Origin of the sequence: Dechloromonas sp. CZR5 (assembly GCF_008711155.1) — a bacterium.
Classification (GTDB): domain Bacteria; phylum Pseudomonadota; class Gammaproteobacteria; order Burkholderiales; family Rhodocyclaceae; genus Azonexus.
Window position 1 is genome coordinate 523,149 of record NZ_VUYQ01000001.1, and the last position, 19,908, is coordinate 543,056.

The following is a 19,908-nucleotide window of genomic DNA, read 5'->3' on the forward strand; positions in this document are numbered from 1 at the left end:
GGGCGCTTCGCTTTGGAGTACTCCCCATGCATTTTTCCGACCTCGGCCTGAAGGCCGAAATCCAGCGCGCCGTCGCCGAGCAGGGCTACGACACGCCGACGCCCATCCAGCAGCAGGCGATTCCGGCCGTGCTCGCTGGTCACGACCTGATGGCCACGGCGCAGACCGGCACCGGCAAGACAGCTGGCTTCACGCTGCCCATCCTGCATCGCCTGGCCTCCGGCCTGAATGACCGCCTGACCCGGGTTGCCCGTACGCCGCGCGTACTGGTCCTGACGCCGACGCGCGAACTGGCGATCCAGGTCGAGGAGAGTGTCCGCACCTACGGCAAACACCTGCCGATCAATTCGCTGGCCGTCTTCGGTGGCGTTGGCATCAATCCTCAGATCGCCAACCTGCGCCGTGGCGTCGATATCCTGGTTGCCACGCCGGGCCGCCTGCTCGACCACGTGCAGCAAAAAACGGTCGATCTGGGCGGCATCGAGATTTTCGTTCTCGACGAAGCCGACCGCATGCTCGATATGGGTTTCATCCGCGATATCCGCAAGGTCATCGCGCTGCTGCCCAAGGAGCGGCAGAACCTGATGTTCTCGGCCACCTTCTCGCCGGAAATCCGCGAACTGGCGGCCGGGCTGCTGCACAACCCGGTGTCGGTCGACGTCGCTCCCCGCAATACGGCAGCCGAGACGGTCACCCAGAAGGTCATCGAGACGGATCGGGAGCGCAAGAAGGAACTGCTCTGCCACCTGTTTGCCACCCGAGGCTGGCATCAGGTGCTGGTTTTCGCGCGTACCAAGCATGGTGCCGATGCCCTGGCGCGGACTCTTGAAAAGTCGGGCATCAAATCGGCGGCCATTCACGGCGACAAGTCCCAAGGCGCTCGTACCCGTGCCCTCACCGAATTCAAGGAAGGCAAACTGGTGGCCCTGGTGGCGACCGACATCGCGGCGCGCGGCATCGATATCGATGCGTTGCCCTATGTCATCAACTACGAACTGCCCAACGTGCCCGAGGACTACGTGCACCGCATCGGCCGTACCGGCCGGGCCGGCATGGAGGGCGAGGCCATTTCGTTGGTCTGTCACGACGAGCGGGCGCAGTTGAAGGACATCGAAAAACTGATCAAGCGCAGCCTGGAGCGCGTGACCATCGAGGGCTTCGAGCAATCGGCCGTCGCCAAGCCGCGCCCGGAGTTGCCGCCGCGGGGTGCGCGCAAGCCGCAGGGGCAGGGTAAGACTCAGCCGAAAACACAAACGCATAAATCCGCGAAGAGTGCCGGTCGTCCTCAGCAGCATCACAATGGCAACCGTCATCGCTGATTGACAACAATTTGCCGACTGGCCTCCGGCGACAGACTTGTCGGGGGCATCAAAAACGTCTACTGTGGAAACTATTTCATTAACTTCATATTGTTAGTGAATTTTCTTAAGGCGTTTTGGAGGTCGGGATGCCCCCCCCGCAAAAAATCCGGCTTGGCGACCTGCTGATCCAGCAGGGCCTGCTGACCGATGAACAACTGAAGATCGCGCTCGACGAGCAAAAGCGCACAGGCCGCAAGCTCGGGCGCGTGTTCGTCGAAAGCGGCTATGTGACCGAGGCCGGGATTTCGCAGGCGCTGGCCCGGCAGTTGCAGATTCCTTTTGTCGACCTCAAAAGTTTTACTCCCAAGCCCGACCTGATCAAACTGCTGCCCGAAGCGCCGGCCCGCCGTTTCCGTGCACTGGTGCTGGCGCAACAGCCCGACGGCCGCCTGCAGATCGGCATGTCCGATCCGACCGACCTCCAGGCCTACGACGAAATTACCCGCCTGGTGCGCCGCGAGATCGACCTCGCCGTCGTCACCGAGAGCGAACTGCTGGCGATGGTCGACCGCGTCTACCATCGCGGCGAGCAGATCACCGGCCTGGCCAAGGAACTGACCGCCGAACTGGGCGACGTGCCGATCGAGTTCGGCGATCTGCTCGGCCTGAACCCCGGCGCCGAGGATGCGCCCGTCGTCAAGCTGCTGCAGACCGTGTTCGAGGAGGCCATGCGCCTGCGAGCTTCCGACATCCACTTCGAGCCGCAGGAAAAGGCGTTGCGCATCCGCTTCCGCATCGACGGCGTGCTGCATATCCAGACCGAGGCCGATGCCAAGATTTCCTCGGCCGTCGCGCTGCGCCTGAAACTGATGTCGGGCCTCGATATTTCCGAAAAACGCCTGCCCCAGGATGGTCGCTTCAACATCAAAGTGCGCGGCAACCCGGTCGACGTACGTATTTCCACCTTGCCGACACAGTTCGGCGAATCGGTGGTCATGCGTCTGCTCAACCAGAATACCGGCCTGCTCGAACTCGACAAGATCGGCATGCCGCCGCGCGTGCTGGAACGCTTCCGCCATGCCCTGAAGCGACCGAGCGGCATGGTGCTGGTCACCGGTCCGACCGGCTCGGGCAAGACCACCACCTTGTATGCCGCACTGAACGAACTGAACAGCCCGGAAAAGAAGGTCATCACCGTCGAAGACCCGGTCGAATACCAGCTCGGCGGTCTGAACCAGGTGCAGGTCCACGAAAAGATCGACCTCTCCTTCTCGCGCGTGCTGCGTACCGTGTTGCGTCAGGACCCGGATATCGTGCTGATCGGCGAAATGCGCGACCAGGAAACCGCCGAAATCGGCATGCGCGCGGCGATGACGGGCCATCTGGTGCTCTCGACGCTGCATACCAACGATGCCATCTCGACGCCGATTCGCCTGCTCGACATGGGCGTGCCGCGCTACATGGTCGCCCTGTCCGTTCATATGGTCGTGGCGCAGCGCCTAGTGCGCGTGATCTGCGGCAATTGCCGCGAACCGTACACGCCTACCCCCAGCGAGCACGAATGGTTGCGTTTCGAATTGGGCGATCAGGTAGCCGGCAGCGCCTATTACCGTGGGCACGGTTGCGCTCATTGCGCCAATACAGGCTATCAGGGGCGAACCGGGGTCTACGAATTTCTGGAAATGAGCGATCGGGTCGTCGAAGCCATCAACCATGAAGATCCGGGTGAATTCATGCGTGTTGCCCGCCAGCAGATGGCAGGTGAAACCTTGCGCCGGGATGCGGTGCGTCTGGTGCAGGCGGGGCAGACGACCATCAGCGAAGCGATGCGCATCAGTAACCAGTTCGAGGAATAAGACGAAGTGGCGAGCTTTGCCTACAAGGGACGGGATGCAGGCGGCAAGCTGATCGAAGGCGTGCTTGAGGCCGCGTCATCGGGTGGTGTCGCCGATCTGCTCCTTGGACAGGGCATTACGCCGGTTTCCATTGAGGAAGCGAAGGGGCGGAAAGGAAATGCCGGATTCGAATGGTCGCTCTTCAAGCCGCGGGTCCAGCATGTTGACATCCTGCTCTTTTCGCGGCAATTGCATACCCTGCTCAAGTCCGGCGTGCCCATCATGCGGGCGCTCGGCGGTCTCCAGGAATCGGCGACCAACCCGAGGATGAAGGATGTCATCCGCGATGTTCGCGAGAGCCTTGAGGCAGGCCGCGAGCTTTCAGTATCGCTGGCCCGCCATCCCAAGGTATTCAATCCCTTTTACATTTCCATGGTGCGCGTTGGTGAGGCTACCGGCCTGCTTGACGAAATATTCCTGCGCCTGTTCGAGCACATGGAATTCGAGCGTTTCATGCGCGAGCAGGTGAAGTCGGCTCTGCGCTACCCGATGTTTGTCGTTCTGGCCATGGGAGTTGCCATCGTGGTCGTGAACATTTTCGTCATACCGGCCTTCGCCAAGGTATTCGAGGGGTTTGGCGCCGAGCTTCCGTTCATGACGAGACTCCTGCTCGGGTTCTCTCATTTCATGGTTACGTGGTGGCCGATGTTACTGGGGGGGCTGGTTGCCGCAATCGTCGCCTTCCGTTCCTGGGTTGGCACGGCTACCGGTCGGATGCGTTGGGAGGCGATCACCCTGCGCTTTCCCATTGCCGGCAAGATTGTGCGCAAGGCGGCGATGGCCCGTTTTGCCCGTAGTTTTGCCTTGGGCATGCGGAGCGGGGTGCCGGTCATGCAGGCGCTGACCAATTCATCGCAGACGGTCGACAACAGCTATATCGCGGCCAAGATCGAAGGTATGCGCGACACCGTCGAGCGGGGTGAGAGCGTCTTGCGTGCTGCCATCGCGTCCGGGTTTTTCTCCCCGGTCGTGCTGCAGATGGTCGCCGTTGGCGAGGAGTCGGGCGCTCTGGACGACATGCTCGAAGAAGTCGGCTATATGTACCAGCGCGAAGTCGAATACGAACTGAAGACCCTCGGTCAGCAGATCGAGCCGATCCTGATCGTGTCGCTCGGTGTGCTGGTCATGATCCTGGCGCTGGGTATTTTCCTGCCCATGTGGGATCTCGGCAAAGTGGCCATCAAGCGATGAGCGACGATGCGACGTTATTACGAGTTCGCCATCGCCATTGCCCTGATCGGCCTCGTGTCGCTGTTCCTGCTTGCGTCGTTGGACTCGGTTCGCAGCGATATGGAGGAGGCTCTGGTGCAGTCCGATGTGGCGAGCATGCGCCTGGAGCTCGCAGAGGCCGTGGTGCATCGAGTGGCATCCAGCGGCGACTTGCCGCAAAGCAACAACCCGGTGGATTGGGTGGCGAGCAAACCGGCCAATTATCGGGGTGCGTTCGATGCGGCTCCGGACGAGCGATCGATCTGGTATTTCGACCGCCAGGCAGGCGAGCTGATCTATCGCTTTCACGATGGTTCTCGTGCGCGCTTTCGCCTCGGGCGCGGCGGTGGCGATGGTCGGCTTGTCATTTCCGGTATTTCCTTGCGACGTCTTGAGCAAGGGCGCGAATAAATGTTGAGAAGGAGGGTTGATATGGCTAAAGTAATAAAATTTCCAGCCGATAATGGGCGCATGGACATGGAATCGAAATTCAGGCTACGGCCGGCAGGGGAGCGTGGTTTTACCTTGATCGAACTGATCGTGGTCATCATCATTCTCGGACTGTTGGCGTCGATCGCCTTGCCGCGCTTTGTCAATCTGCAGCGCGATGCGCGCATTGCCAAATTGCAGGCGGCTCGCGGCAGCGTCGGTGCGGCATCCGCACTGGCACACGCCACGGTGTTGGCGCGGGGTGGAGTAGCGGATGTCGCGCCCTGTACCGGCGGCGCCACCGCCTCAAATGCCACGGGCGCTACCGGCACCTTGTGTACCGAAAACGGCTTGATCAATATGGTATTCGGCTACCCCGAGGCAACCGCCCTCGGCACACCCGGAATTCTTTCGATGGCCGGCCTGACCGGGGTTTTCAATCCTTCTGCCGCCAACCTGCAGGACGAAGGTTATACCTACAGCGTTGCCGGTGGCGTGGCGACTTTCAGTATTAGCGGCGCAACGACACCTGCCACTTGCACCTTCACCTACACCCAACCCACTGCGGCCAACCAGGCGGCCTTGATCGGTCCAGTGACCACCGCCGGATGCTGATTTTTATACTTTGAGGAGCACACCATGAAAACAATGCAAAAAGGTTTCACCCTGATCGAACTGATTGTTGTAATCGTTATTCTTGGTATCTTGGCTGCTACGGCATTGCCCCGCTTTATTAACGTTGCAACGGATGCTCGGATCGCTGCCATGAATGGTATTGCCGGTGGTTTGCGTTCAGCAGTGGCATTGGCACAATCACGCTATGTTGCTACAGGCAACACTGCTGCGACGACTGTGAACATGGGGTTGGCAGGCGCTGTTCAAGCGGTTGATGTGGCGGCCGGTACAGGTATTCCTGCTGGAACTGCAGCGGGTATCCAAGCCGCCATGCAGGCTACGGACGGGTTTGCGTTTGCTTGCGCAGCAGGTGTTTGTACGATAACGCAAAACGGTGGGCCTGCCGCCTGCGCCGTTACGTATACCGGAGCAACTGGTGTGGTCAATACGGCAGCTGTTACTGTTGCTAACTGCGGCGGCTAAGTGGTTTCACGACTAGCTTAATGAACGCTCCGCCAACAACCGATTAGTTGCCAATATGCAAAACTCGGCACTTTCGTTCGAATACAAAAACCCGTCTTGTGGCGGGTTTTTGTCTTGTCGGACCAGCATGCTAGGTTTTACTCAGGTTGAGCTAGTGGTAGTCGTCGTAGTTGCGGGTATTTTGGCGCTTGCCACCGTTCCTCGATTTTCCGGTGATTCTGGATTCGAAGCGCGTGCTTTTAGGGATGGAGTGGTAGCTAGTCTGAGGTATGCGCAAAAGTCTGCAGTGGCAGCCCGGAGGACGACCTGTGCAACATTTTCCGGCGCCCCTGCACGAGTTGATTTTCAGATATCCAACAACAATGGCGCAGCAAATTGCACTCTAGGCGCTCCTTTAATCGGACCGGACAATAGGGCATTGCAGGTTACAGCCGCAAATAACGTCACCTTCGTTGTGTTACCTGCAGATGTGGTGTTCGATGGTGCTGGTCGTCCGCTAGGTGCATCGGCAATCAGTATTTCCGGATTGGATGCTGGTTTGGTTATTGCTGTTGAAGCAGAAACCGGCTATGTCCATTAAGGTGGGGGCTCAGCGGGGTATTACCCTGATCGAGCAAATAGTTTTCATCCTGATCATCAGCGTTGGTGTAGTCGCTCTTGTTTCAACGCTCAATCCAATGATTCTTGCCAGCGCCGACCCGATGCGGACAAAGCAGATGGTCGCAATTGCGGAAGGCTTGCTCAACGAAATCATGCATCAGCCTTTTACCTGGTGCGATCCGGATGATCCGAGTGCATCGATTGCGCAATCCTATGGCGATTGCACGTGGCCTCAGAATACTGGCACCTTTACGCCGGGTGAAAATCGTTTGGCAGGTACTTTCGATAACGTCGATGATTACGGTGGGTACATTATGGCTAACGTGACCGACGTCTTGGGCGGGAATGCCATGAATGGTTACACAGCATCGGTCGCCATTGCCCGAGCCGGAAACGCGCTTGGTTTGGCCGACAATACTGCGGCCTTGAGCGTAACGGTGACCGTTACGTTCGGTGCCGAAAATTTTTTTCTGACGGGTTATCGTTTTCGTTATGCGCCACGTTACTGATCGGCTTCGGTCGTCAGCGAGCCTGCGCGGATTCACGCTGGTCGAGATGATAATTTCGATTGTTATCACCGGCGTTGTCGTGTCGATGATTGCCCTATTTGGGGGCAATCAGATTGGTGCTTACATCGATGCGGGTAACCGTGCCGAGTTGGCTGATGCGGCCGATACGGCCGTACGGCGCATCGCACGCGACCTGAAGGGAGCCTTGCCGAATAGTGTTCGCGTATCGGCAGCCAGTGACCTCCTCGAGTTCGTACCCATCCGCGATGCCGGGAGATATCGCGCGGAGCTGACCGGCATCGGTGGTGGGAACCCGCTCGATTTCAGCAGTAACGCCGACAATAGTTTCGATGTGCTGGGGCCGGGCGTGTCGGTAAGTGCAGGCGATCAGCTGGTCATCTACAACCTTGGGCAGCCTGGTTCCGATGTTTACCTCGGAACCAGCCGGAAAGCCTTGTCGGTGGCGGGTAACGGACTGACGAGCCTGTCATTTACGATGGCTGGTAGCCAGTTTCCATTTGCCTCGCCACAAAATCGCTTCCAGATTGTCGGCACACCTGTTACCTACGAATGTGCGGCGAACGCGGTAACGCCGGAATTGGGTACAGTCATCCGGCACGGCGGATATGGATTTCAGCCTGCTGTGGGGTCCAGGCCATGGGCGCAAGGTGGCGCTGCTGCCATTCTGATTACCGATGTGGCTGACTGCAGATTTGATTACACGCCGGCCGTTCTGCAGCGCAACGGATTGGCTGTTATGCGTCTGACCCTGACACGGAACGGCGAGTCGGTCGTGGTTCTTTATCAAGTCGACGTGCTGAATACGCCATGAGCCGCCAATCATCCAGACAGTCAAGCCTGAGACACCAGCGTGGGGTGTCGGTGCTCATGGCCGTATTTCTGTTGCTGCTGATGGCCACACTGGCGGCTGGCATGGTTACCATCGTGTCGACATCGAACGTGAACATGGCGACCGACATCGGCGGAGCGCGGGCCTATCAGGCGGCGCGGGCAGGGGCCGAGTGGGGTATGTTCCAGCTCGATCCGAATGCTCAGGTCGCCAATTTGCCTAACTGTGTGAATGGCAACCCGCCGATTCCCGACCATCAGGTCAATGTCGTTTGTCAGAGCTGGGATACCACAGAGGGTGGGCGGCAGATACGTATTTACCGGATCAGCTCGCGGGCAACGGCGAATGGGGCCAAGGCACCGGGAATAGAGCGTGTGGTCGAGGTGACTGTCGAGAAGTGTCGGGATGCAACGATTGTGGCGGCACCTTACGATTGCGTGAGGTAGCAATGACCTGTCAGCATCGTTGGCGCGTATGAGGAAATTCAGGTGATGCAAGCGAAATGGTTTGCGATGGCGCTTATTCGTCCAGTTTTTCAACTGCTTGCGCTGCTATGGGTCTGTCTGATCGGCGGTCAAAGCTGGGCGGCAACCTATACCAGTGCCTCTACGGCGTTTAGCTGGATCGACTCCAGCGCGCACACCAAAGTTGGATATAACACGACCCCCTATAAGTTCAATGCGGCGGCCGGTTGTGGTACGACCCCGCCCATTCTGGACGATACCCTCAGCGATGCCATACCCATTGGGTTTTCCTTCGTTTACGGCACCGTTACGTACACCTCGCTTCGGATAATGACAAACGGGCGTTTGCAGTTCAATAACACCACTTGTGGTGCAGGTACCGCGAATATCGGTCCGCCGCAAACCTATCCCTACACGTATCCGGACGGCAGCATGAATAACACCATGAAGGTGTTTGGTGTCGATCTGGATCCGACAAATCTGGTCGACAGGCCCAATTATCCCTCGTCAAATAGCAAGACGAGTTGCTTGAGTTCCGCAACTTGCTATATCAGTTATGCCACCCTCGGAAGTTCGCCGAATCGCCAGTTTGTCGTCACTTGGTGGCATGTGCCCGAATGGGTCAATTCCGGGAATACAAGTGGTTCTTTCGACTTGCAGGTGATCTTGAACGAAAACGGAACCTTCGTTTATCAGTATGGGACGATCACCCATGGCGGAACCGGTCAGGCGCAGATCGGATGGCAGTTGAGCTCCACCGATTATGAAGTGCTGACTTTTGGGGCGGCAACTGAACCCACGCCAAATACGGCGATCGTTTTCTATATTCCCTCTGCTGGCCCATTCGCCGAATACCGATTTGACGAAGGAGCCTGGAATCCCAACGGTGCCGGACAGGTCACCGATTATTCGGGCAATAACCGGCCGGGAATGGCTCTCGGTTCGGCGCAAGAAACGGCAGCGGGATACCTTTGCCGGGGAGCATCGATTCCTGCCAATACCACCGCCTCGCCGGTTGATGCCGTGCAGACCGGCATCAACATTTCCAATGCGTCACTTAATCTCCTGGGCCAGGGCACGATCATGTTTTGGTACAAGTCAAACGCGGCTTGGAATGGTGGTACGGCGGCACAGCTAATCGACGCAACGGAGGTGAGCGGTCAATGGTTTTCTCTGACCAGAACAGGGACGGGAACACTATATTTTCAGGTAACGGATAGCTCGGGAACCAGTCGTTCCGTTGAAACGGCAGCGCAGACCTTTGCGGCTGGAACATGGGTTCATGTGGCGATTTCATGGAACTTCAATGCCAGCCCCCTGGCCAACCAAGATCGCTTGAGCATATTCATTGAGGCTGGCCCGCCAACCATTTCCTCCTTCAGCAGTAGCGGGACGGTTACAACGTCTGCCGGAGTCGTACGTGCAGGGGACAATGCCGCAGGTTTTGTCGGGACAAAAGGGACGCTCAACTCGGCTAACGGGACGCTCGACGAGCTTCGCTTCTACAATTTTGAATTGAATCAGGGCCAGGTTGCCGGGGCGAGATCACAAACTCGCAGCTGCCAGGGGTTTTCTCTGGATCATTTCGAATTGCGTCATGCTACCTGGACCGGTAGTGCCTGCGCACCGGGGACTTTGACGGTTGTGGCATGCGCCAATTCAAGCTGTTCGTCGCTTTATACGTCTGGTGTCATCGCAACGCTTTCAGCGTCCGGGGCTGCAACGATCTGGGATGGTGCGTCTGGCGGAAATACCGTCATTATTGGCAATACGTTATCGAGTACAACCAAGGATTTCTATACTGCGGTTGGCTCATCGACATTCGATATTGCTGGAACCGGGGCACCGGTTTCCCCTAGCAACGCCAAGAGATGCGACGGAACTTCCGGCTCTTGTGTATGGACATCAACGAGTGGCGGCTTATTGGTGAACGTGCCGAACTCAGGTACGGTAGTTGGGGGTCAGCCCACTGCGGTGACTATTCAGGCCGTGCAGGCGACTGGTACTGCGCCTGCTTCGCCGTGCGTGCCGGTTGCTGGCCTGAGTGGTGCCGGGCTGAAGATATGGACGACGCCGACCACCCCATCCAGTTTTTCCGCGACGTCCGCATCGGCCGGGTATACCGTCGGAGGGGCTCCGCAGGCGGCCAATTCCTCTGGCGGAACGTATGCCTATACGCCACAAACTGCGCCGGGTGCCGACAACGTTACCGGGCTTGGTTTTGATGCTAATGCCATAACGACCGTGTGGATGAAGCATATGGATGCGGGGAGTTGGTCTCTTTTGGCTCGTCTGGATAAGGCCGCTAATGCATCCACGCCCGCATTGACGCTGAGCGGGAGTGCCAATGTGGTGAGCGTACCGGTTGGTTTCGGAGTGTCTGCACCAACTGTGACTGCTCCTGCAGCGGTGCAGACCGATTGTGCTGCCGGTGCATCGGCGACATGCGATTCAACAGCTGGTGCTGCAGCCAAGGTGGCGGTAGCGGGCTCCGCATTTGCAATGGATGTCACTGCCGCACTCTGGACTGTTAATGGCGATACCAATCTTTCCGATAATCCTGTCGCCCCTTCATATGCCGGTGCGGTCGCTATTTCTCCTGCTCTGGTTGCGCCTTCCGGCGGTGCGGTCGGCTCTTTGGGCGTCGGGACGGTAACGTTGGCTGGGGGGCGGGCCACGGTGGGGTCCCAAACGTGGTCGCAGTCTGGAGACGTGCGTATCTTCGGGTCGGCAACTTACCTGGGCAAGAGCATCAATCCGTCAGGCGCTAGCCAGGCAACTATCCTGAATCCCGTACTGGGTCGGTTCGTGGCGCATCATTTTCTGGTTACGCCGGCGGCAGGATGCGGCAGCTTTACATATTCAAAGCAGCCGTTCTCATCTGTTTTGGTCACTGCAATGACAGCCGATGCCGTACCTGCAAAGGACGTCAATTACACAGGTGCGTTTGCCCGTGCCGTGACGCTGAGTGATGCCACCGGTTTTTCAGGGGGTGGGTTTACCGCTGCGGGAAGTATCGCTGCTGCCAGTTTCGTTGCCGGGGAGTCAAGCGTTCAGCCGGTCTACACTTTTTTCTCGATTAATACCCCGCCAACTTCAATCAAGATTAGGGCCACCGATACCGATGGCGTTGTTTCGTCGGGTGAGTTGTCTAGCGAAATTCGAAGCGGTCGTTTGTGGCTAGGCAATGCGTATGGTTCGGAATTCTTGCCCCTTGCCGTTCCTGTGCAGACTCAGTACTGGACTGTCGGCGGTTGGCAGAAAAACACGGCCGATGCCTGTACTTCATTAACGGTGCCGACACGCCAAGATACAGGAAATGGCGGCCTGACTTTCTATGCACCTCCTGATACAACCCGGAACGGGCTTGCCGCGGGAGAAGTCGTTGCGCAAATGAACGGATCAACTGCATCTTCGGTGGGGGTTACGGCAGGAGATGCGCGGCTTGTGCTGCGTCATCCCACAATAAGCACCCAGGGGCCGGGGAACGGGAATTTTGGCTATGTCGATATTATCGGCAGCAAGCTCACTGCTTCAGCATGGCTGCCGTCAACCGGGAAGGCTCGTGCCTGTTTTGGGGCGTGTGGGCCTCGATCGCCGGTCATCTATTTTCGGGAAAATTACTAATAATAAAAAACCATTGAAAAAGAATACGTTACTGGCTATCCTTCTGAAAAAACTTAAGGTGTGTGGACCATGTGGCCGAATTTCGGGGCGAAGCGTGTGGAGGGATGGATGTCGGTTGTCCGAATGGGTGACCGCCTTGACCTTGCGCATGTCATTACACCGGTCGGCAAACGCCCTGAAATAAGGCTTTGCGAGTCGTTCAAGGTAGGCGGCCAACCAGACGCCTTGTCCCGCTTGGCGCAGAATAAAGGGCTCAAGCGCTATCGCTGTGCGACGTTGCTGGGCGAAAGTCGTTACCGAATGGCGCAACTCGAAGCGCCAGCCGTTCCTCCGGAAGAGCGGAGTCAGGCTTTACGCTGGCGCCTGAAGGATATGGTCGATTTCCCGGTTGATGGCGCGGCTATCGCAGTCGCCGATATTCCTACCGAAGGCGGGCGGCAGGTCAATGTATTCGCCATCGTTGCTCCCCAGGCAGTTGTCGCCGAGGAAATGGCCGCCTTTGATGCAGCTCATGTTCTGCTGGAGGCTATCGACATTCCCGAGATGGCGGTGCGCAACGTGGCGGCGCTCTTCGAGGAGCCTAATCGCGGTCTCGCCTTTTTGGCCATGCACGGAGGCGAAAGCCTGCTGACCATTACCTTTGGCGGAGAGCTTTATCTGTCGCGGCGCATCGAGGTGTCTGCCCAGGCACTGGCCGAGACGGATGCCGATCGTCGCCAGCAGATGCTGGAACGTTTGGCGCTTGAATTGCAGCGTACGTTGGACAATTTCGATCGCCAGTACGGTTTCATTTCGGTCTCTCGGCTGCTTGTTTCCTCAGAATTCGATTGCGCCGGTACTGTCGCCCAGTTGGCGCAGAACCTTTATCTGCCAGTCCAGGTTGCTGATTTGTCGCAGGTTGCCGAATTCAATGGCATTCCAGAGTTGCGTGTGGTCGAGCGGCAGGCGCAGAGTCTGCTGGCGATCGGCGCTGCGTTGAGGAGCGACGCATGAGTCAGCAAATCAATTTGCTGCTGCCCGAACTACGGCCGCGTTTCGATTGGTTATCGTTACCGGTTGTCACTGTTGCAGCCTTGGTCGGCCTGCTGATGGTCGTTATTCTGGCGAGTATTTCTGCCTGGCGACTGGAAGGCCTGAAAGCCCGTGAAACCCAGTTACGTGGCGAATTGGTGACCTTGCAGCAACAGGTGCAGTCGTTCGGCGAACGCCTGGGGGCACGCAAGAGCGACGGGCAACTCGATAGGCAGCTGGATGCCGCACGCACCGCCATTGCTCAGCGCCAGCAGGTACTCGACATCGTTGCGCGCGGTGATTTGCCGAGCAATCAGGCTTATTCCGGACTATTTCAGGGATTTGCGCGTCAGGCGATCGATGGCGCCTGGTTGACCGGCTTCGGCTTTGCGGAGAAGAGCATCGAAATTCGTGGTCGCCTGACCGATCCTGCCTTGTTGTCGGTCTATATCGGTCGGCTGAATGCCGAGCCGGCCTTTGCCGGGCGGCGTTTTTCGGCACTCGACATGAAAGGGATCGATCCGGCCGAAAAGCCCCATGAGGCCGCTGCCGGCGTTGCTCCGGCGGCGACGCCGCTGCCGGCCAAGGCTGCGTTGCCGAGGTACACGGAATTTGTCCTGAAGACCACTCAGGAGAAAGCACCATGAACTTGCGTCAATCCTGGGCTCGCCTGAACGATCGTTACTGCGCATTGTCCCGTCGCGAACGGGGGTTGGTCGCGGCAGCGCTGGCCCTCGGTCCCTTACTGATCGGGTATACGCTCTTTGTGGATCCGCAAACGGTGCGAGTGCGAAGCATCGAGACGACGTTGGCGGGCGACAGTGCATCCGTGGCGCGTTTGCAGGCAGAGGCGGCGACCCTGCAGCAGCAGTTGTCAGCCGACCCGGATGCTGCTCGCAAGGCTGATCTTGCGGCGCTGAATGTCCAGCGGGAAAAACTGGACGAGCAGTTGCGTCAGTTCAGTTCGGTACTGGTGCGGCCGGAAGAAATGAATCGCTTGCTCGAGAGTCTGTTATCGCGTCATGCCGGATTACGTTTGCTCAGCCTGAAAACACTGGCGCCGGAAAGTGTATTGCCGTCCGAGCTGGCCACGGAGGGTAACGCCAAACCTGCTGAACGGAGTTTCGATCTCTATCGGCATGGTGTCGAAATTCGGCTGGAAGGTAATTATGTTCAGTTGCAGACATATCTTTCGCAATTGGAGAAGCTGCAGCAGAGGTTGCTCTGGGGAGCACTCACTTACCGCGTGATCGAGTACCCTCGCGCGGAAATGAGCTTGACCGTCTATACCTTGAGTCCGGACCGGACATGGCTGGCGCTATGAGGCTGATTGCTTTTGCTCTTCTCGTTTTCGGCACTGCCGCTTTCGCGCAGTCGGCCGACCCGACACGCCCGCCGGCCAATTGGATGGTGCCTGCCGAAGGGGCTGCGGATGGTGGCGACGGAGCGGCCGGCGCCCTTCGTTTGCAGTCGGTGCTGATGCCACAGGGTGGAAAACCGGTGGCGGTAATTGGCGGCAAGACGGTGGTGCTGGGGGGGAAGCTGGGCAGCTCTACCCTGGTCCGCCTGAACGAGCGCGAAGCGGTGTTGCAGGGAGCGGATGGTGTGACCCATCTGTATCTGACTCCCGATGTCAAAAAACAGATGATCGTGATGCCTGCTGCCGGCAAGGCGGCCAAGTCAGGGCAAGTAAAGGGGCTCCCATGAGCAAGATATTGATTGTGGTCATGTCGGCATTGCTGCTGGCCGCGTGCAGCAACCAGCATTCGCGGCGCGGGGACGTTTTCGACCGGGCCGGCCGGGATATGGAGGCGGCAGCCAGCAGCAAGTCGGCGCGTTCGCAGAGCGATGCGGTGGGACAAGCCATGGTGCCTCCATTGCAGATCGATCAGCCGGCCCCTGCCAAGCCGGAGCCGCGTTTCAACCTGGCAGTCAATAATGCGCCAGTTGCACAGGTGCTGAATGCCTTGGTGTCCGGAACGCAATACAGCGTACTTTTCCCGCCCGACCTGTCGGGTACGGTCAGCCTCAACCTGAAGAACACCACGGTCCGCGAAGCGCTCGACACGTTGCGCGATGTGTACGGTTATGCCTATCGCGTCCAGGGTACGCGCATCTTCGTGCAGCCGAATACGGTCCAGACGCGGATGTTCAAGATCAATTACCTGGCCAATCGCCGGGTTGGGTCCAGCGATATGCGTGTAACCGGCAGTTCGCCGACGACTTCGAATCCGATGCAGAACATGACCGGAAACACGACCGCGCCTGTGGTGCCGGGCGGGACGACAGGTGGGGTGTCGCAACGCGCGGTCGATAGCGCTCGCGTGCAGACGACTTCGGACTATGACTTCTGGAAAGAACTCGGCCTGGCGCTGAATACCATCGTCGGTAATCAGGATGGCCGCAACGTGATCATCAATCCGACTTCTGGTGTTGTTCTCGTTAAGGCCTCGCCTGCCGAACTGAAGGGTGTCGAGGACTATCTGAAGGCCACCCAGCTGGTTGTCGAGCGACAGGTCATGCTTGAAGCCAAGATCATCGAGGTGTCGCTCAACGATTCGTACCAGACCGGTATCAATTGGAGTCAGTTCGGAGGGGTCAGCAATCGGTTCTCGCTAGGAATATCGGCACCCAATGCCGTGCTGGCCGGATCGGGGACCATTGGTGCTAATGCGACGGGAATTACGGCCGGCACCACGGTGGCGGCACGTCCTGGGAGCAAGGGTGCGCTCGCTACCGGCACGACGGGAAATGGTTTCTTCGGCTTGACCTTCCAGTCGAACAATTTTGCTGCCTTGCTTTCCTTCCTGGAGGGGCAAGGTGACGTGCAAGTACTGTCCAGCCCGCGCATCGCGACGACCAATAACCAGAAGGCCGTGCTGAAGGTGGGTACCGATGATTATTTTGTCACCGGGATCAGTACCAACGTGACGACCGGAACGGCTGGCGGCAGCAATGTCGTGACACCCAATATCACGCTGCAGCCCTTCTTCTCGGGTATCGCGCTGGACGTGACACCGCAGATCGACGACGACGGCAACATCATTCTGCACGTTCATCCGCAGGTCAGCGTTGTCGCGGAAAAGACCAAGAACGTGAACCTCGGCGATCTGGGTACCTATACGTTGCCGCTGGCCTCTAGCACCATCAACGAGACAGATAGCATCGTTCGCGTCCAGGACGGCAGCATCGTCGCTATCGGTGGCCTGATGAGCCAGGAGCAGACCACCAGTCGCAACGGCTTGCCGGGGATCAGTGGCGTTCCGGGGGTTGGCGCGCTGTTCGGACAGAAGAGCGTATTGAACCGCAAGCGCGAGCTGGTCATCCTGATGCGCTCGACCGTGATCAAGGGTGAGGAATCCTGGCGAACTGCCGCAGGGGATGCCCAGGAACGCATGCAGGCGCTCGATCCGCGTCAGCAGCGGAATTTCGAATGGCAGTAAGCGTTAGCGGGGGCGCTCAGCGTTGTATCTCGATCATTTCGGGCTGACCGAGCTGCCCTTCAGCATCACGCCGGATACCAGTTTCACGGTCATCACGCGCAGCCATCAGGAGGCGCTCAATACGCTGCTCGTCGCGCTGAACAGCGGCGAGGGCTTCATCAAGATCACCGGTGAGGTCGGCACCGGCAAGTCGCTGCTTTGCCGGCGCCTGCTGCAGGCCTTGCCGGAAGGCAGCGTCTCGGCCTATCTGCCGAATCCTTACCTGGCGCCCCGCACTTTGTTGCTTGCCCTGGCCGAAGAGCTAGAGGTCGAGATCGATGCGCAGAATGACGATTATCACCTGCTGAAGAGCGTCAATCATGCCCTCCTCGGGTACGCGGCTGCCGAACGGCAAGTCGTCGTCTGCATCGATGAGGCACAGGCCATGCCGCTGGAAACGCTGGAGTCGCTGCGCCTGCTGTCGAATCTGGAAACGGAGAAGCGCAAGCTGCTCCAGATTGTCCTGTTCGGCCAGCCCGAACTCGACCGCAAGCTGGCCGAGCCGTCGGTACGCCAACTGCTTCAGCGTATCGCCTTCCACTATCGGCTCGGTGGCCTGGCGCGCGAGGAGGTGGCCAATTATCTGGCGCATCGTCTGCGGGTAGCCGGTTATCGCGGTGAAAGCGTCTTCGGGGCGCGCGCCGTTCGTTGTCTGCACCGGGCCAGTCGCGGTACGCCGCGTCTGCTCAACATCCTGGCGCACAAGGCACTGCTGGCGGTCTATGGCGAGGGCAAGCATGCCGTCGGTGCCCGGCATGTGCGTCAGGCGGCAGGCGATACCGAAGGCGCCGCAGCGACCGGATGGTGGTGAAATGAGTCTGATCAACGACATGCTGCGCAATCTCGAGGCCAAGCGCCCCGACGACCTGGCGCGCCAAAGCCTGCAGCGGGAAATCCGCTCCCTGCCTCCGGAAAAAAGAGGGCAAGGCAAAAAACTTCTGCTGCTGCTGTTAGCGGGAGGGCTGGTGGTCGCAGGGGCAGTCGCTGTCCATCAAGCCGGACTGCTGGATGCCTCGCCGCCTGTCATTGCGCCGCCGCCGCCGCCGGCCACGCTGATCGCTCCACCGGAACTGGTTTCTCCAGCGGCGCCTGCGCAGCAAGCTTCGCCGGTCGATGCAGGCGTGCCGGCTGACGAGAGTCTCCGGCTCTCGTCAAACCTGGCAGTCTTTCCCCTTCCGGCAGCGCCCGTGCTGGGCGTTCCCGACCCTGTCGCGCCGCCAGTTCCTGCCACGTCGGTGAGGACGGAAGCGGCTCCGGCATCGATGCCCCCCGGTCCGGTGAAGATCGAGAAGAGTCCGGTTGCCGCCACGTCGCGCGATCGCGCCGATGCGGAATACCGCAAGGCCGAAATGGCGCTCGCCTCCGGCCGTAGCGGCGAAGCGCTCGATGGCATGCGGGCCGCGCTGAAGGTTGATCCGGGTTATGTCCAGGTACGCCAGGCATTGCTCCGCCAGTTGCTCGACATGCGGCGAATGGATGACGCGATGGTCGTCCTGCAGGAGGGTGTCGATCTGATGCCGACCCAGACTGGATGGGCAATGTCGCTGGCCCGTCTGCAACTGGAACAGGGCGATCTGGCGGCGGCTGACCGTACCCTTGCACGCTCTCAGGTCTATGCCGAGGCCAATGCCGACTACGCCGGTTTCCAGGGGCACCTGAAATCGCGACTCGGCGCGCATCGGCAAGCGGCAGCACACTATCAGCGCGCATCCCGCCTGGTGCCGAATGAAGGGCGCTGGTGGCTGGGTCTGGGCCTGGCGCTTGAAGCCGATGGACGAGTGCCCGAGGCGCGGGATGCGCTGCGCAGGGCGCTGTCGACCAGTTCGCTGAATGCCGAGTTGTCTGCCGTCGCCGAACAGCATTTGCGATAGCGGCAGGCGTCTTGCGTGCTTGGCGATGCCAGCGGTTCGCCAGAGTTTTGAAGGTTTTTTCCGGTTGCTGTGAATTGGCTCACGGTCTGACGTTGGCTGTTTTTGATATAAAAGCCATAGTTCCGGATCGATACCTCGCCACTGGGGGCGTGTCGATCCGTGACATTCCTTTCTGTGTAACCAGGCTGCCGGATGACGGAAGCCCAAACCAGCGAAACGACAACATGCCCCAACTTTCTTTCAAGCTGCGCTCGACCGTGCTGGGCCTTGCCCTCGCCACCGCATCGATCGCTGCGCAAGCCGCGTTGATCACCTATGAGACGCGCACCATAACCAATGCCTCGTTTGGCGACTACCGTGCCGGATGGTTGGCGCAAGGTTCGGCGATCAACAGTTCCACGACGGGCAATTTCTCCGGTCAGGCCGGCGGTAACAACAGTTACGACCATCTGCGCGTCAATTTCAATATTGGCACCACCTTTGCTGGCAGCGCGCTGGCCTTTCAGCTGGCACCGGATGCCGGCTACGGTGGCGCCCTGTACTTCGATGGGGTGTTGCTCAATACCAACGCCACCGATCTGTGGTGGGGCGGCAACTGGAATGCCTTGTCTGAGTTGCTGGCGGGGAGCGTGAGCAACCTGTCGGTGGGAAATCACACCCTGGATGCGTATTGGGCCGAGGGCTGCTGCAATGGCGGGCAGGCCGGTCGTTTCAGCGTGAATGGCGGAGCCTGGCAGAACCTGTCGGTCGCCAATCTTGACCGTCTGGCAGTACCGGAGCCGGGTTCGCTGGCGCTGCTCGGTCTCGGTATGGTCGGCTTGATGGCCGGACGTCGTAGCCGTCGGGCCAAGTAAGAAGCAGCGTGCTAGGCGATCGCCTTGCACGTGCCGGAGAGTGTTTCGATGCCTGCAGGCCGTGGCTTGCAGGCATTTTTGTTTTCGGGATCAGCGGCCGGGAAGCTGCGCCAATTGCCGGTCGTGCCACTTGCCCAGCGCGACGATGGCGCTCATTGACCCGATCAGCGCCATGAACATGTCGGACTGGGTATCCCACGGGTCGCCCTGCGTACCGAGAAATTCGTCGGCACCCTGGCCCATGAGCAGGGCCGCCGCCCATTCGATCAATTCGTAGCTGGCGCTGATCGCCATGGCGATGCAGACGCACAGGAAGGCCGTCATCCGGCGGCCGGCGACATGGTGTCCGCGAATCAGTATTTCGCGGGCGATCAGCGCCGGCACGAAGCCCTGCATGAAGTGCCCGATCTTGTCGTACGGGTTGCGCGCGGTGCCCAGGACATCCTGCAGCCAGAAGCCGAACGGCACCTTGGCGTAGGTGTAGGCGCCGCCGACAATCAGGACCAGCGCGTGGAGGGCGATCAGGACGGCCAATAGCGCGGTCAGCGGGTAGCTGCGCCGGGTCAGGATCAGCAGGGGCAGGGCAATGATGACCGGTGCCACCTCCATCAGCCAGGTCGGCCGGTCATGGGGAGCGATTCCCGAGACAAGCAGTGCGCTGACGACGATGGCGGCGAGAATGGCGTTGAGCGTGTCGCGCTGCAGCAT

General features: G+C 59.3%; 20 protein-coding genes. 19 read left to right on the top strand and 1 reads right to left on the bottom strand.

From position 1 onward, the window contains the following. Positions 1–26 precede the first annotated feature (26 nt). The 19 genes from F1002_RS02585 to F1002_RS02675 all read left to right on the top strand — a co-directional run bounded on the left by F1002_RS02585 (position 27) and on the right by F1002_RS02675 (position 19,200). Positions 27–1,319, top strand: coding sequence for a DEAD/DEAH box helicase (locus F1002_RS02585; protein ID WP_150427460.1), 1,293 nt, complete (start codon positions 27–29; stop codon positions 1,317–1,319). A gap of 128 nt (positions 1,320–1,447) precedes the next feature. Next, positions 1,448–3,157: a GspE/PulE family protein gene (locus F1002_RS02590; RefSeq protein WP_150427461.1), complete on the top strand. Its 1,710-nt coding sequence runs from the start codon at positions 1,448–1,450 to the stop codon at positions 3,155–3,157. 6 nt (positions 3,158–3,163) lie between these two features. Further along, entirely contained in the window at positions 3,164–4,387 is a 1,224-nt protein-coding gene (locus F1002_RS02595) for a type II secretion system F family protein (protein WP_150427462.1), read from the top strand. Positions 4,388–4,393: 6 nt separating this feature from the next. After that, positions 4,394–4,816 (top strand): hypothetical protein, encoded by a 423-nt coding sequence (locus tag F1002_RS02600; protein WP_150427463.1) that lies wholly within the window; start codon positions 4,394–4,396, stop codon positions 4,814–4,816. A gap of 21 nt (positions 4,817–4,837) precedes the next feature. Beyond that, positions 4,838–5,449: a prepilin-type N-terminal cleavage/methylation domain-containing protein gene (locus tag F1002_RS21425; RefSeq protein ID WP_150427464.1), complete on the top strand. Its 612-nt coding sequence runs from the start codon at positions 4,838–4,840 to the stop codon at positions 5,447–5,449. A 24-nt stretch (positions 5,450–5,473) separates the two neighbouring features. Next, positions 5,474–5,932, top strand: coding sequence for a prepilin-type N-terminal cleavage/methylation domain-containing protein (locus F1002_RS21430; RefSeq protein WP_150427465.1), 459 nt, complete (start codon positions 5,474–5,476; stop codon positions 5,930–5,932). 127 nt (positions 5,933–6,059) lie between these two features. Further along, the gene (locus F1002_RS02615) at positions 6,060–6,512 is read left to right on the top strand and encodes a hypothetical protein (RefSeq protein ID WP_150427466.1); all 453 of its coding nucleotides are present in this window, start codon (positions 6,060–6,062) and stop codon (positions 6,510–6,512) included. Next, on the top strand, positions 6,502–7,041 hold the full coding sequence (locus F1002_RS02620) for a type II secretion system protein (RefSeq protein WP_150427467.1): 540 nt from the start codon (positions 6,502–6,504) through the stop codon (positions 7,039–7,041). Before F1002_RS02615 ends, F1002_RS02620 begins: the two co-directional genes overlap by 11 nt. After that, positions 7,025–7,873, top strand: a complete 849-nt coding sequence (locus tag F1002_RS02625) for a type II secretion system protein J (protein ID WP_150427468.1) — start codon at positions 7,025–7,027, stop codon at positions 7,871–7,873. Before F1002_RS02620 ends, F1002_RS02625 begins: the two co-directional genes overlap by 17 nt. Positions 7,874–7,929: 56 nt before the next feature. Further along, positions 7,930–8,337 carry a hypothetical protein gene (locus F1002_RS02630; protein ID WP_150427469.1) on the top strand — a complete coding sequence of 136 codons (408 nt, stop codon included), beginning with the start codon at positions 7,930–7,932 and terminating at the stop codon, positions 8,335–8,337. A 45-nt stretch (positions 8,338–8,382) separates the two neighbouring features. Next, entirely contained in the window at positions 8,383–11,982 is a 3,600-nt protein-coding gene (locus F1002_RS02635; RefSeq protein WP_150427470.1) for a DUF6701 domain-containing protein, read from the top strand. A 69-nt stretch (positions 11,983–12,051) separates the two neighbouring features. Next, on the top strand, positions 12,052–12,975 hold the full coding sequence (locus tag F1002_RS02640; RefSeq protein WP_150427471.1) for an agglutinin biogenesis protein MshI: 924 nt from the start codon (positions 12,052–12,054) through the stop codon (positions 12,973–12,975). Next, positions 12,972–13,640 carry a PilN domain-containing protein gene (locus tag F1002_RS02645; RefSeq protein ID WP_150427472.1) on the top strand — a complete coding sequence of 223 codons (669 nt, stop codon included), beginning with the start codon at positions 12,972–12,974 and terminating at the stop codon, positions 13,638–13,640. The genes F1002_RS02640 and F1002_RS02645 overlap by 4 nt, the downstream gene beginning before the upstream one ends. Next, positions 13,637–14,317 carry a type II secretion system protein GspM gene (gene gspM, locus F1002_RS02650; protein ID WP_150427473.1) on the top strand — a complete coding sequence of 227 codons (681 nt, stop codon included), beginning with the start codon at positions 13,637–13,639 and terminating at the stop codon, positions 14,315–14,317. Before F1002_RS02645 ends, gspM begins: the two co-directional genes overlap by 4 nt. Further along, positions 14,302–14,700 carry a hypothetical protein gene (locus F1002_RS02655; RefSeq protein WP_150427474.1) on the top strand — a complete coding sequence of 133 codons (399 nt, stop codon included), beginning with the start codon at positions 14,302–14,304 and terminating at the stop codon, positions 14,698–14,700. Before gspM ends, F1002_RS02655 begins: the two co-directional genes overlap by 16 nt. Continuing rightward, on the top strand, positions 14,697–16,436 hold the full coding sequence (mshL, locus tag F1002_RS02660; protein WP_150427475.1) for a pilus (MSHA type) biogenesis protein MshL: 1,740 nt from the start codon (positions 14,697–14,699) through the stop codon (positions 16,434–16,436). The genes F1002_RS02655 and mshL overlap by 4 nt, the downstream gene beginning before the upstream one ends. A gap of 22 nt (positions 16,437–16,458) precedes the next feature. Continuing rightward, positions 16,459–17,286, top strand: a complete 828-nt coding sequence (locus tag F1002_RS02665) for an ExeA family protein (RefSeq protein ID WP_150427476.1) — start codon at positions 16,459–16,461, stop codon at positions 17,284–17,286. A gap of 1 nt (position 17,287) precedes the next feature. After that, positions 17,288–18,346 (top strand): lipopolysaccharide assembly protein LapB, encoded by a 1,059-nt coding sequence (locus tag F1002_RS02670; RefSeq protein ID WP_150427477.1) that lies wholly within the window; start codon positions 17,288–17,290, stop codon positions 18,344–18,346. Between the two features lie 224 nt (positions 18,347–18,570). Beyond that, entirely contained in the window at positions 18,571–19,200 is a 630-nt protein-coding gene (locus F1002_RS02675) for a CCXG family PEP-CTERM protein (protein ID WP_150427478.1), read from the top strand. Between the two features lie 90 nt (positions 19,201–19,290). Here F1002_RS02675 and F1002_RS02680 read toward each other — a convergent pair whose 3' ends face one another. Continuing rightward, positions 19,291–19,908, bottom strand: a complete 618-nt coding sequence (locus tag F1002_RS02680; protein WP_191090284.1) for a DUF2238 domain-containing protein — start codon at positions 19,906–19,908, stop codon at positions 19,291–19,293.

What these genes read in the sequence shown, in the direction of transcription:
- F1002_RS02635 (WP_150427470.1), top strand. Translation starts at nt 8,383, where the DNA reads ATGCAAGCGAAATGGTTTGCGATGGCGCTTATTCGTCCAGTTTTTCAA.
- F1002_RS02630 (WP_150427469.1), top strand. Translation starts at nt 7,930, where the DNA reads ATGGCCGTATTTCTGTTGCTGCTGATGGCCACACTGGCGGCTGGCATG.
- F1002_RS02620 (WP_150427467.1), top strand. Translation starts at nt 6,502, where the DNA reads ATGTCCATTAAGGTGGGGGCTCAGCGGGGTATTACCCTGATCGAGCAA.
- F1002_RS02670 (WP_150427477.1), top strand. Translation starts at nt 17,288, where the DNA reads ATGAGTCTGATCAACGACATGCTGCGCAATCTCGAGGCCAAGCGCCCC.
- F1002_RS21430 (WP_150427465.1), top strand. Translation starts at nt 5,474, where the DNA reads ATGAAAACAATGCAAAAAGGTTTCACCCTGATCGAACTGATTGTTGTA.
- F1002_RS02600 (WP_150427463.1), top strand. Translation starts at nt 4,394, where the DNA reads ATGCGACGTTATTACGAGTTCGCCATCGCCATTGCCCTGATCGGCCTC.
- F1002_RS02590 (WP_150427461.1), top strand. Translation starts at nt 1,448, where the DNA reads ATGCCCCCCCCGCAAAAAATCCGGCTTGGCGACCTGCTGATCCAGCAG.
- F1002_RS02585 (WP_150427460.1), top strand. Translation starts at nt 27, where the DNA reads ATGCATTTTTCCGACCTCGGCCTGAAGGCCGAAATCCAGCGCGCCGTC.
- F1002_RS21425 (WP_150427464.1), top strand. Translation starts at nt 4,838, where the DNA reads ATGGCTAAAGTAATAAAATTTCCAGCCGATAATGGGCGCATGGACATG.
- F1002_RS02640 (WP_150427471.1), top strand. Translation starts at nt 12,052, where the DNA reads ATGTGGCCGAATTTCGGGGCGAAGCGTGTGGAGGGATGGATGTCGGTT.
- F1002_RS02680 (WP_191090284.1), bottom strand. Translation starts at nt 19,908, where the DNA reads ATGCTGCAGCGCGACACGCTCAACGCCATTCTCGCCGCCATCGTCGTC.
- mshL (WP_150427475.1), top strand. Translation starts at nt 14,697, where the DNA reads ATGAGCAAGATATTGATTGTGGTCATGTCGGCATTGCTGCTGGCCGCG.
- F1002_RS02675 (WP_150427478.1), top strand. Translation starts at nt 18,571, where the DNA reads ATGCCCCAACTTTCTTTCAAGCTGCGCTCGACCGTGCTGGGCCTTGCC.
- gspM (WP_150427473.1), top strand. Translation starts at nt 13,637, where the DNA reads ATGAACTTGCGTCAATCCTGGGCTCGCCTGAACGATCGTTACTGCGCA.
- F1002_RS02615 (WP_150427466.1), top strand. Translation starts at nt 6,060, where the DNA reads ATGCTAGGTTTTACTCAGGTTGAGCTAGTGGTAGTCGTCGTAGTTGCG.
- F1002_RS02655 (WP_150427474.1), top strand. Translation starts at nt 14,302, where the DNA reads ATGGCTGGCGCTATGAGGCTGATTGCTTTTGCTCTTCTCGTTTTCGGC.
- F1002_RS02645 (WP_150427472.1), top strand. Translation starts at nt 12,972, where the DNA reads ATGAGTCAGCAAATCAATTTGCTGCTGCCCGAACTACGGCCGCGTTTC.
- F1002_RS02625 (WP_150427468.1), top strand. Translation starts at nt 7,025, where the DNA reads ATGCGCCACGTTACTGATCGGCTTCGGTCGTCAGCGAGCCTGCGCGGA.